The organism is Candidatus Rokuibacteriota bacterium (genome assembly GCA_030647435.1).
In the GTDB taxonomy this organism is placed as follows: domain Bacteria; phylum Methylomirabilota; class Methylomirabilia; order Rokubacteriales; family CSP1-6; genus AR37.
On record JAUSJX010000118.1, the window covers coordinates 1 to 11,170 of the forward strand.

10 protein-coding genes and 1 pseudogene are annotated in these 11,170 nt (G+C 68.4%); 5 read left to right on the forward strand and 6 right to left on the reverse strand.

The features are described from left to right. Nucleotides 1–343 precede the first annotated feature (343 nt). Entirely contained in the window at nucleotides 344–1,420 is a 1,077-nt protein-coding gene (locus Q7W02_20285; protein MDO8478488.1) for a Zn-dependent alcohol dehydrogenase, read from the forward strand. A gap of 58 nt (nucleotides 1,421–1,478) precedes the next feature. On the opposite strand, the gene Q7W02_20290 is transcribed toward Q7W02_20285, so the two are convergent. From Q7W02_20290 to Q7W02_20310, 5 genes are read right to left on the reverse strand one after another with little or no spacing between them, the layout of a single operon-like run. Further along, a complete protein-coding gene (locus tag Q7W02_20290; protein ID MDO8478489.1) occupies nucleotides 1,479–2,003 on the reverse strand; it encodes a VOC family protein in 525 nt (174 codons plus the stop codon). Between the two features lie 17 nt (nucleotides 2,004–2,020). Then, nucleotides 2,021–3,691: a glycosyltransferase family 39 protein gene (locus tag Q7W02_20295; GenBank protein MDO8478490.1), complete on the reverse strand. Its 1,671-nt coding sequence runs from the start codon at nucleotides 3,689–3,691 to the stop codon at nucleotides 2,021–2,023. Continuing rightward, entirely contained in the window at nucleotides 3,607–4,491 is an 885-nt protein-coding gene (locus tag Q7W02_20300; GenBank protein MDO8478491.1) for a CoA ester lyase, read from the reverse strand. Before Q7W02_20300 ends, Q7W02_20295 begins: the two co-directional genes overlap by 85 nt. 2 nt (nucleotides 4,492–4,493) lie before the next feature. Continuing rightward, complete coding sequence (locus Q7W02_20305) at nucleotides 4,494–4,946, reverse strand: MaoC family dehydratase (GenBank protein ID MDO8478492.1); 453 nt, start codon at nucleotides 4,944–4,946, stop codon at nucleotides 4,494–4,496. Nucleotides 4,947–4,959: 13 nt separating this feature from the next. Next, nucleotides 4,960–6,390, reverse strand: a complete 1,431-nt coding sequence (locus Q7W02_20310) for an amidohydrolase family protein (protein ID MDO8478493.1) — start codon at nucleotides 6,388–6,390, stop codon at nucleotides 4,960–4,962. A gap of 56 nt (nucleotides 6,391–6,446) precedes the next feature. On the opposite strand from Q7W02_20310, the gene Q7W02_20315 reads away from it, so the two are divergent. From Q7W02_20315 to Q7W02_20325, 3 genes and pseudogenes are all read left to right on the forward strand, one after another. Next, the gene (locus Q7W02_20315; GenBank protein MDO8478494.1) at nucleotides 6,447–6,638 is read left to right on the forward strand and encodes a hypothetical protein; all 192 of its coding nucleotides are present in this window, start codon (nucleotides 6,447–6,449) and stop codon (nucleotides 6,636–6,638) included. An 86-nt stretch (nucleotides 6,639–6,724) separates the two neighbouring features. Next, a pseudogene (locus Q7W02_20320) lies at nucleotides 6,725–8,079 on the forward strand (amidase). A gap of 172 nt (nucleotides 8,080–8,251) precedes the next feature. Beyond that, a complete protein-coding gene (locus Q7W02_20325; protein ID MDO8478495.1) occupies nucleotides 8,252–8,671 on the forward strand; it encodes a transposase zinc-binding domain-containing protein in 420 nt (139 codons plus the stop codon). Nucleotides 8,672–8,975: 304 nt separating this feature from the next. Here the strand turns inward: Q7W02_20325 and Q7W02_20330 are convergent, their stop codons facing one another. Beyond that, entirely contained in the window at nucleotides 8,976–10,658 is a 1,683-nt protein-coding gene (locus Q7W02_20330; protein ID MDO8478496.1) for an IS1634 family transposase, read from the reverse strand. A gap of 60 nt (nucleotides 10,659–10,718) precedes the next feature. Here Q7W02_20330 and Q7W02_20335 point away from each other — a divergent pair, with 60 nt between their 5' ends. Further along, a complete protein-coding gene (locus Q7W02_20335; protein ID MDO8478497.1) occupies nucleotides 10,719–11,093 on the forward strand; it encodes a hypothetical protein in 375 nt (124 codons plus the stop codon). The last annotated feature ends 77 nt before the right edge of the window (nucleotides 11,094–11,170 follow it).

An 11,170-nucleotide genomic window follows, 5' to 3' on the forward strand; every position in this document is an offset into this window, starting at 1 on the left:
GCGCGCCTCTCGGTCCATCAGAGCCAGCTCATCGCCACCCTCGCCGCGAGCAGCGAGCGACCCGCGGAGTTAGTCCTCGCTCGGCAGCGCCTGCTGGCGACCCGCCAAGCCCTCGGCCAGTCACCTGCGCCCACCCGGTAGCCGCCGGCGCGTCGCGCCTGCGCCCGTCTGCCGCTACGCGCCCTCGGGTCTTCCCGCGTTTTTCACCGCCGCCCGACCGGTCTCGGCACCCCTTAGAGCGGAGTTACGGGAGGACCCGGGGCCTTGACACGTCGGGCGAGGCGGCGCAATGTCTGTGCCTGCGCGCCACCAGGATCCCACTAGACCGACACAGGAGGCCGAGATGAAAGCCGCCGTATTCCATGGTCCGCATCAGCCGCTGACGATCGAGGAAGTGGACATCGACAAGCCCATCGGCCGCGAGGTGCTGGTGCGTGTCGTCGCCTCGGGCGTCTGCCACAGCGACCTGCACTTCGTGGACGGCTATTACCCGTTCCCGGCGCCCGCCATCCTCGGCCACGAAGCGGCCGGCATCGTCGAGGAGGTCGGCCTTCAGGTCAGCGAGTTCAAGCCGGGCGACCACGTCATCGCTTGTCTCTCGGTCTTCTGCGGGCACTGCGATTACTGCCTCACCGGCAGGACACACCTCTGCCAGACTCGCCCAGTCCGCGCCAAGACGGATCCGCCCAAGCTTTCGTGGAAGGGCCAGCCGGTCAACCAGTTCGCCAACCTGTCCGCCTACGCGGAGAAGATGCTGGTGCACGAGAACGCGCTCGTGAAGATCGACGACACGATGCCGCTGGACCGCGCCGCGCTGATCGGCTGCGGCGTCACCACGGGCGTCGGCGCGGTGCTGAACACCGCGCGGATCGAGGCGGGATCGACGGTCGCCGTCTTCGGCGCCGGCGGCGTCGGACTCTCGGCGGTCCAGGGTGCGCGCATCGCCGGGGCGCGCATGATCATCGCCGTGGACACGGTCGAGTCCAAGTTGGCCACGGCGAAAGAGCTGGGCGCCACCCACGGAGTCAACGCCAAATCAGGCGATCCCGTCCAAGCTATCCGCGCGATGACGAACGGCGGCGTGGACTATTCGTTCGAGTGCATCGGCCTCAAGATCGCCGCCGAGCAGTGCTTCGACTGCATCCGGCCGGGCGGCACCGCCACGGTGGTGGGCATGATCCCGGTGGGGCAGAAGATCGAGCTCGACGGCCCCATGTTCCTCCGCGAGAAGAAGATCCAGGGGTGCAGCATGGGCTCCAACCGCTTCAAGGTGGACATGCCGCGTTATATCGAGCTGTACCGGCAGGGCCGCCTCAAGCTGGACGAGATGATCACGCGCCGGGGCCGGCTCGAAGACGTGAACGAGTTCTTCCGCGCCATGAAGGCGGGCGAGGTGGCGCGCTCCGTGATGATGTTCTAGCAGGCGGCTCCGACCGGCCCGATCGGGGTCAGGTCTTGAAATCGAGCATTGTCGTAATTCAAGACCTGACCCCGAAGCTTGCTACGGGATGGGCGACGGCGTCTTCGAGGGTACGCGCCTGGCGCCACTGGCTCGCGGGGCGGACGTGGCCGTCGGTGCCGATCTGGTCGATGTTCCAGTAGATCTCGAGGTTATTGCCGTCGGGGTCCGTGAACTCCACGGCGATCTGACAGCCCGCGCGGCGCCGGCCCTCGAAGACAATGGGCACGCCATGCTTCCGTAGCCACGCGCGGGCGTGGAACACCTCGTCGAGGGATCCCACCTCGAAGGCGAAGTGGTTGAGGCTGCCGCCTGCGGCCTTGGTCGCCTCCCGGTCGCCCTCGGCTTTCCTGCCGCCCCCCACGAGCGCCACCCCGTGATGGTCGCCGCTCACGCAGAGAAAGACCATGCCCCCGGGCACCATGCTGTCGGGATAGCGGTCCGTGACGCGCAGGCCGAGCACCTCTTGGTAGAAGCGCACCGAGGCGTCGAGGTCGCTGACATTGAGCACGACGTGTCCGATCTTTCGAAGCTGGAATTCCATGCCGATCTCCTTGTCCGTTAGCTGCCCAGCAGCACGAAGCGGCGGCGGCCTACCTGCCCCTCGTCGAGCACCTTCCAGCCGGCGTCGGCCTGGGGCTTGAGACGCTGCCAGTCTTCCGCGCGGATCAGAAGCCGCGCCTTGGGCGGGGCGGCGATGAGCGCCGTGGCCTCGCCTTCGCTTCTCACCTCGCTCACGGGACTGCGCAGATAGAAATCCCAGGCGAGGTTGGCGTCGGGATAGGCCAGCAGCGGCTGCGCCGGGTCGAGCAAAGGCGCGATGCGGCGGGCGATTCCGGGGTAGTCGTGGTCCTTGGCGAAACGGGGCGGGTAGCCGTGCGCCGTCACGGCCAACGCTATGCCGAGGCCCATCGCGATCCAGGCCGACGCCGCCAGGCCGCTGTGATCCACCCGCAGGCTGAGCAGCGCGAGCGCTGAGGCGGCGACGAGCGCCCCGGCCACGACATAGCGCTCCCACGAGGCGACCGGGAGGAAGACCGCGTCCGATCCCGAGGCGGTGCCCCAGAGCGCGAAGGCGCCCACCCCCATCATTAATATGAGATAGACCACGGCCGCCCCCGTCACCACCCCCCGGGCCCGCTCGGCGGCGCCCACGAAGAAGTCGGCGACCAGAAGCGCGAAGACGGGCCACAGCGGGAGGAAGTAGCGGGCCCGCTGCTCTCCCGAGAGGCTCAGGAGCACGACCAGCGTCGCTGCCCAGACGAGCAGTCTTCGCCGATCCGCGTCGCGCTCGCGAACCCACCACAATGCCGCGGGAAGGATGAAGAAGCCCCACGGCAGGAAGCGCGCGAGGTGCCCCGCCACCGCCTCCAGCCGCGAGGCGACAGCGCTCCTGAAGTACCAGCCGAGGTAGTCCGTCATCACCACGGCCTGACCGTAGCTCCGCTCGCGCTGGAGGAGATAGGGCAGGAGCCAGGGCAGCGCCGTCAGCGCGATGAGGGCGAGACCCAGCGGCAGCTTCAGGCGCTTGAGCCCGCGGAAGCCGTCCGTGGCCAGGCTCGCCGCCATGACGGCCACGAGCGCCATGAGCGCGGCCGGCCCCTTGCTCGCGAGCGCGCCCGCAACGCAGAGGTAGAAGCCGAGGATCGGCCGGAGCGGATTCGCCGCGCGGCAGGCGGTCAAATAGAAGTAGAGTGCCCAGCTCATCCAGGCCGTGAGCATCATGTCGGTCAGGACTTGGTGCGCCATGAAGAAGTAGAAAGGGCTCGTGGCGAGAATGAGCGCGGCGGCGAGCCCCGCAGGCGCGCCCCACAGCAGGCGTCCGATGGCAAAGACGGCGAGGAGGCCCGCCAGCGCCGAGGCGACCGAGGCGATGGGCGCGTTCGCGTCGGTGACGACACCCCAAGGCAGCGCGAAGACGGCGACCGTCCAGAAGTAGAGCGGCGGCTTGTTGAGGTAGACCTCGCCGCGGACGCGGGGCAGGATCCAGTGGCCGCTCTCGACGGCCTTGCGCGCCAGCAGGCTGTAGCGGGCCTCGTCCTGGTTGTCGAGCGGGCGGCGTCCGAGCGGCAGGGCGAAGACGATGGCGCTCGCGATGAGGAGCGCCGCCAGGGCCGCGGCGGCGCGGCGCGGCGTCAGACCGCGCTTCAGATCACGCCCGCCCGCCGCGCGCGCTCGGCGATCTTCTTCGCGCGCGTGAGATGCGGCTGGTCCATCATCTGGCCCTTCCAGGCGAAGGCGCCGGCGCCCTTCTTCGCGTGCTCCTCGAAGGCCGCGATGAGGGCCAGCGCGTCCAGAGCCTCGGCCTTGGACGGCGTGAACTCCTGGTTGATCACCTCGATCTGGCTCGGGTGTATGGACATCTTTCCAGTAAAACCCATCGCCACGCCGTCGCGGCACTCGCGGCGGAGGCCGTCCAGATCGTGGATGTCGGTGTAGACGGTGTCGAGGGCTTCGACTGCCGCGGCCGAAGCCGCAACGGCGCACATGACGCGCGCGTGGCGCGGGATGTCCAGGTAGCGCCCCGCGTCGTCGCGCACGCGCGGCAGTCCCATGGCCGCCGACAGGTCCTCGATTCCCCAGGAGATGGCGACGATACGATTACTTGCAGCGGTGATTTCGCCGATGTTCAGCAGGCCCTGCGGCGTCTCGGTAGCGATCAGGATGAGCTTCGTCGACCCGAACGGCAGCCCGTGCTTTTCCTCGAGGCGCTCGAGCTGGGCCGCGATGCGCCTCACGTCATCAGCGGTGCGCGGCTTGGGAACGAGGTAGCCGTCCGGCCGGGCGGTGATGGTCTCCTCGAGGTCGGCCACGGCGTGCTCAGTGAAGATGGGATTCATCCTGACCCAGCGCTCGCGACCGCCGAAGTCGAGCGTCTCGAGCCAGCGGCGGACGATGGGCCGCGTGGCGGACTTTTGCTGCGGCGGCACGGCATCCTCAAGGTCAAGGATGAGCCCGTCGGCGGGGAGCGTCAGCGCCTTGGCGATCATCTTCTCCTGGCCGCCGGGGACGAAGTGGAGCGAGCGGCGCACACTCAGCCTCTTGTCCTGCGCATCATGGCCGCCCGCCGGCAGCGCATGACCAAGTCCCCATGCTGGTTCTTCGCGCGATGCTCGAAGGTGACGATGCCCCATTCGGGGTGAGATTTGGACTCCCGCTTCTCGACCACCTCGGTCTCCGAATAGATGGTGTCGCCGTGAAAGACGGGCTTGGGGAACTCGACCTTCTCGAAGCCGAGGTTGCCCACAGTCGTGCCGAGCGTCGTGTCGCCCACCGACAGCCCCACCGCCACGCCCAAGGTGAAGAGGCTGTTGACGAGCGGCTTGCCGAACTCGGCCTTGGCCGCGGCGTGGAAGTCCACGTGGAGCGGCTGCGGGTTCATGGTGAGGCACGAGAAAAAGACGTTGTCGGCCTCGGTGACGGTGCGGCCGGGCTGATGCTGGAACACCTGACCGACCGCCAATTCGTCGAAGAGCTTGCCGGCCATGGGAAACCTCCGGTCAGCAGACGGGGCGCTGCAACACCTGGGGATCGAGCTTACGGAGCAGGAGCTGGCCGTCGGACGTCGAGCCCAGAACCTTGCCGCGCTCCGCAATGACGCGGCCGCGCAGGATGGTGACGACGGGCCAGCCCGTCACCTGCCAGCCTTCCCACGGGCTGTAGTCCGTCACGTGGAAGTCGTCCTTGGCGAGCGTCTTCCTGATCGAGGGGTCGATGAGGGCGAAGTCGGCGTCGCTGCCGGGCGCGATCACGCCTTTGCGAGGGTAGAGACCAAATATTCGCGCGGCATTCGTCGCCGTGATGTCGGCGAAGCGCTCGAGCGTCATGCCGCGCTTGCCCACGCCCTCCGTGAAGCCGATGCCGAGCCGTGCCTCGGCGCCCACGTTGCCGCCCGTGACGTCCTCGATCGTGCGGCCGCTGAGCTTGAGCTCGAGGCTCGTCGGGTACTCGTCGGTCGCCAGCGTCGAGAGCCCGCCGTGCACGAGCCCGTCCCAAAGCGCCTTCTGGTCCTCGGGGAACTTGAGCGACGGATAGGTGTGCGAGCAGAAGCCGCGCGGCGTCTTGTAGTACTCGGCGTTGAAGCACGCGTACTGATGCAGCGTCTCGCCGTAGACCGGCAGGCCGAGGGATCGCGCCTCGCCGATCGCGTCCACGCCCTCCCTGGCCGAGGTGTGGACGAAGTACACCGCGGCGTCGTTGGCCTTCGCCAGCGCGATCGTGCGCCGGAAGGCCAGCAGCTCGGAGAGCTTGCTGTGCACGAGGTGCAGGTTCGTCCCGTCCATCCGGCCTTCCTCACGGAAGCGCTCGTAGTTGAACTGGACGAGGTCCTCGTCCTCGCCGTGGACGACCATGATGCCGCCGTGCGCGGCGACCTTCTCCATGGCGAAGCCGATGCGCCCGAAGTCGAGACGGTTGCCCGCGCGCTTGGGGTGCGGCGGCAGGATGTTGGTCGTGAACACCTTGAAGGACGGGTGCCCCTGCTGGATCGCCTCGGGAATCTGCTCGAAGACGCGGAGCGACAGCGCGCCCGCCAGCGTGATGTGGAAGGCGTAGTCCACGTGCGACTGCCCCTTCCACCGCGCGGCGCGCTGCTCGAGCACCGGCTGGATGTCGCTGCCCGGCCGCACGTAGCAGAAGTCGATGTGGGTCGTGGTGCCGCCGCAGGCCATGCCCCGCGTGTCCTCTTCGGGGCCGAGCGTGATGGACGGCGACTCCGGATGCGACATGATCGCGTGAGCGAGGTGGGTGTGCGGCTCGACGCCGCCCGGCGTCACGATGAGGCCCGTCGCGTCTATGACCCGGGCGGCCTCCGTGGGCAGGGTCCCGGGGGCGCCCAGCACCGCGATGCGCCCGTCCTGCACGCCCACGTCCCAGGAGCCGACGCCCTGGGGCGTCACGACACGTCCGCCGCGGATCACGAGGTCGAGCACGCGCCGAGCCTAGCCCAAGCCATCGTAGCCGTCAAATGATGCTATAATTCCCTGCCATGGCCGATCTCGCGCCAGAGGATGTGCGCCGCCTTGCCGCGTCGCTGTCGCTGTCGCTGCCGCTGACCGGTGACGACGCCGCGGAGATCGCCCACCGCCTCAACGCCTTTCTCGACGCGCTGGTGGCCCTGGATGCCTTGCCGCTGGAGCAGGTCGAGCCGTGGCCGACGCGCCCCGAGGGAATCGCGTGAGCCCCGCCGACGACGATCTCGCCTTCGCCGGGGCGGCGCGCCAGGCGGCGCTCGTTCGCGAGAAACGCGTGTCCCCCGTCGAGCTCGTGACCACCTATCTCGAGCGGATCGACCGCTTCGACGGATGCCTGCGCGCCTTCATCACCGTCTGCCGCGAGAGCGCCCTCGCGGAGGCCGCGCGCGCCGAGGCCGAGGCGGCGAAAGGGGCATGGCGCGGGCCGCTTCACGGCATTCCCTTCGCGGTGAAGGACCAGATCGACACGGCCGGCGTCCTCACCACGTCGGGCTCGGCGCTTCTGCGCGCGAACGTCCCTTCAGCGGACTCGACCGTCGTGGAGAGACTCAAGTCCGCCGGCGCGATCCTCCTCGGCAAGCTCACCTGACCGAGTTCGCCCTGGGCGGCACCATCCGCTCCCCGTACGGCCAACCGCGCAACCCCTGGAATCCCGAGCACGACCCGGGTGGTTCGTCCTCGGGCTCGGGCATCGCCGCCGCCGTCGCCTTGTGCTCGATGACGCTGGGCGAGGACACCGGCGGCTCGGTGCGAAGCCCCGCCTCCTACTGCGGCGCCGTGGGACTCCGGCCGACGTGGGGGCGCGTCTCGCGCCACGGCTGCTTTCCGGCCGCGTGGTCCATGGACCAGATCGGCCCGCTCACGCGCACCGTGGAGGACGCGGCGCTCGTGCTCGGCATCATCGCGGGCTACGACCCGAGGGATCCGCTCACGAGCCGCAGCGCGGTCCCCGACTACCGCGCCGCGCTCGCGGGCGGCGCGACGGGACTGCGGATCGGCGTCGTCACAGAGCTGGTGGACAGCGCCGATGCGCAGCCCGAAGTCCGCAGGGCCGTGAGGGAGGCCGCGCGCGGGCTCGCAGGCCTTGGCGCGTCGGTGGAGGACATCTCGCTGCCGCTGATTCCCTTCGCGGGCGCCGTCTTCATGGCGCTCTGCGACTCAGAGGCGGCGGGGCGCCACAAGCCGTGGCTCACGACGCGTCCGGAGGAATACGATGCTGGCACGCGGCGCCGGCTCGTCACCGCGGGACTCATCCCCGCCGTCGCCGTCCACCGGGCGGCGCGGGCCCGCGCGCTCATCCGCGAGCAGCTGCTGGCGGCGCTCGGGAAGTTCGATCTCCTGCTGGCGCCGACCTCACCGCATCCAGCGCCCGCCATCGCCAGCCACACGGCGCCCGTCACGAGCAAGGAAGACGCCGCCGCGCGCTTCTTCGGCCGGCGCTCCTACACCACGCCGGCGAGTCTCGCGGGCGTGCCCGCGATCTCGGTGCCCTGCGGTTTCACGGCGGGCGGGCTCCCCATCGGGCTCCAGCTGATCGGCCGCCCCCTGGGAGAATCATCAGTCCTCGCGGCAGCCCACACCTGGGAAAGAGCAGCGGGCCTCTCAACCCGCCGCCCAGCACTCACAGCAGCTGGGGCAGCACTCTAGATTCCCCCGATCCTTACTCGCCAATCAGCGAGCCGCCGGCGCTCTGAAGCGCCGGCGGGTTTCGTGGCCAAGCTAGCGTATCCCTTCCCCCCTTCGAAGATCGGCGGAGTCTCTCAGTCCTGTATCAGTTTCTGGGCATTGGCGCGCTTCGCCGTCGGCGCTACGCAGGAGCATGGGCCGTGCAAGCGAGCGCTATCAACCCCGTCACGCGGAAGCGAGCGCGCTCCACGGGGTCATCCGGGAACACCTGGATGACTTCCTGCGCGCCGCCGCCGACCGGGCCGACGGCGCCGGCCTGCCCGAGTTCATCGCGCGGGAGTTTCGCGAGTTCCTGACCTGTGGGGTGCTGGCCCACGGCTTTGCCCGGGTGCGCTGCGAGCGCTGCACATTTGAGCACCTGCTGCCGTTCTCCTGGCTGCGGTACCTCGTGGCGTGGGATCACGGGCTCAGGCGCGCGGTGCTCGCAGTCCATGCCCGGGCGCTGCTCGACTTCTATCGCCAGCAGGCCCAGAGACAGGGCATCCCAGCGGGCCGCACCGGGACCGTGACCGCCGTGCAGCGCTTCGGCGGCGGGCTCAACCTGAACCTGTAATGTGGAGCTCCACATTACAGGTTTCATGTGAAGCGCCGCGTAATGTGAAGTAACCCATATCCAACATTCATAGACCAGCCACCGCTGGGCTTTCTGGTGGCTGGTCTGTAAAGAACGCTACACATTATTCCCCGGTGGCTGGGAGAGTTGATCGAGCCACTGGAGGATACTTGGCGTCGACCATTGACGAAGGGCCTTCGCTGTTTTTGTTTGTGGGGGTTCACATGATTCCAGCCTACATTCCGCACTTGTCTGAGGGCGTTCCCGTGGATTATCCCACGTTGGGCGTGGGAGGATCTGGCGACTACTTGTAGAGTTCCCGCGGGACGTCGGCGAGTCCGAGCAGCAAGCTGGCGACGGGCTTGAGTTCGACGGGGAACTGGATCGATCGGTCGCCCTCGCGGAACGCATGCCAGGAGACGCCGGCGAAGTTCTCGAGGATGCGCGGCGTCGTTGGTGTGGCGGTGGCGCGCCCTTCCGGGAGGATCGAGATCTTCTCGAGGCCCTGTCGGCTCATCGCCGCCCGGACCTGACGTTCCAGCAGCGCGGAGAGCATGATCGCCACGAAGTAGACGTGAAGCAGCGCGACGACGCGGCGCGGCTTCTTGAGGAAGATCGGGGCGATGCCGTACTCGGACTTGGTGAGGGCGAAGCGCTTCTCGATGTACGGCTGGTACTTGTAGATCTCGAGGACCTCTCGCTTCGAGCGCTTCGATCGGCCCTGGAGGTTGGTCACCAGCGGGAAGACGCCGTCGGTGCGGGCTTCGGCGCGCAGGGCAGCGGTGTTGCGCGTGACGTGGAGTTGGAGTCGCTTCGTGCGGATGGCGTGCACGGGGTCACCGGGGCGGGGTCGGCCGGAGTGGAGGTAGCGATGGCTGATCTCCGTGACGGTGCTGACGCTGACCTCGAGCAGGCCGGTGGCCTGATGCTCGGCGAGGATCTTCTTCAGCCGGGCCTGGACCGCGGCCGGCGTGCGCAGCTGGCGGGTGCCAACCTTGGCAGCCATGACCTTGAGCTCGATCTGGGCCCTGCGGACCTGGTCCTCACGAGCCTGCGCGTCGACGCGGGCCTTCTGGCTGCTGCGGATCCAGATCAGGCAGTAGCCGTCGGCCGTGACGTCGGGGCCGGCGTCGGTGCTGCAGAAGACGTCGGGCGGCTCGTCGCTGCGTCTCTTGTTCGCCACCTGGTGGATCTTGCGCCACCGCACCGGAGGGGAGCCCTCGCGGAGCTGCTTGCGGAAGGCGATGTCCTCCTTGCGGGTGCGCGGCAGGATGGTGACGAAGCGGCCGCCGTGGCCGGCGACGTGCTCCATGTTCTCCTTCGTGCAGAGCTTGCTGTCGGCCACGTAGACGAAGTCCTTGCGGCCGAGCAGGGCCCGAAGCTCGTCGACGTTGCGCACGTGCACGGAGTCGTCCGTCCGGTTGCCGCTGAAGACGTGGTGCAGCAGCGGCACGGCCCCGTCCGAGGTCACGTTGAGACCGAAGACGAGCTGCTTGAGGTCCGGCCGATGGTCCTTGTTGTGGCCGTGCGTGATGCGGGGCTCGGCCTGCGAGGACGCGTACTGCCCGAAGAGGGTGACGGTCGTCGTGTCGAAGTGGACGCGAGGGGCCTTGACCTCGAAGTCCTTGATGACCCGCAGCGCCAGCCGGAAGAAGACGCTGCGCCCCCGCTCGCTGACGAGCGCATCCAGACTGCGCACGAGCCGGTCGTCGTTGAGCCCTCCCACCTGGGCAGCGGTCAGGCCCAAGGCCTCGGGTTCGATGTGCTGCGCCCATTCCTTGATGCGGTACATCGGCCCGCGCGAGACCAGGATGTTCTGGACCAGGACCGAGAGCACCTCGGCATGGTCGAGGCCCTGGTGCAGGCCGCCGCCCAGACAGTCCCGGACGATGCCCCGAAAGTTCATCCGCTCCAGGTAGTGGCGAATGATCGGGTGCGGCCCGAGATGATGTCGCTCGAGTGACGCTCCGTTCCGTGTCGTGCGCATCGGCCACCTCCGGGCTCGCGCGTTGACTTGTATCAGAACTCACTATATACTGATACAAGCATGACACGCAACAAGACTCTCGCGACGATCCGGAAGCTCCGCGTCCTGGAGCAGCGACGGGCTCGCCTCCTCGAGGCCCTCTGCGACGACGATCCGTTCCTGGTTGGCAGCCTCTCCCTCGTCAAGCGCACCTGCGGCAAGCCGACATGCCACTGCGCCACGACGCCCGCGCACGACGCCTGGGTGCTCGCCACCACTCGGGACGCCCGTCGGCGCTGCCAGGTCGTGCGCCTGGCCGACGTCGAGGACGTCCGGCGCCGGGTCGATCTCTACAGGAACTTCAAAAAGGCCCTGCGCGACCTCGACGCCATCGACCGCGAGCAGACGGCTCTCCTGCGTGGCCTGATGGAGGGTCGCAACGTTCCCTACGACTGACGCAAGTCGTTCAACAGAAAGGCGTTGGAGGTAGGCGAAATCCCCGAGAACGCGTCACGCGAGGTGCGGAATGTAGG

Excerpts from the sequence above, each read along its gene's own strand:
- Q7W02_20285 (MDO8478488.1), top strand. The coding sequence starts at position 344 with ATGAAAGCCGCCGTATTCCATGGTCCGCATCAGCCGCTGACGATCGAG.
- Q7W02_20305 (MDO8478492.1), bottom strand. The coding sequence starts at position 4,946 with ATGGCCGGCAAGCTCTTCGACGAATTGGCGGTCGGTCAGGTGTTCCAG.
- Q7W02_20315 (MDO8478494.1), top strand. The coding sequence starts at position 6,447 with ATGGCCGATCTCGCGCCAGAGGATGTGCGCCGCCTTGCCGCGTCGCTG.
- Q7W02_20330 (MDO8478496.1), bottom strand. The coding sequence starts at position 10,658 with ATGCGCACGACACGGAACGGAGCGTCACTCGAGCGACATCATCTCGGG.
- Q7W02_20290 (MDO8478489.1), bottom strand. The coding sequence starts at position 2,003 with ATGGAATTCCAGCTTCGAAAGATCGGACACGTCGTGCTCAATGTCAGC.
- Q7W02_20325 (MDO8478495.1), top strand. The coding sequence starts at position 8,252 with ATGGGCCGTGCAAGCGAGCGCTATCAACCCCGTCACGCGGAAGCGAGC.
- Q7W02_20335 (MDO8478497.1), top strand. The coding sequence starts at position 10,719 with ATGACACGCAACAAGACTCTCGCGACGATCCGGAAGCTCCGCGTCCTG.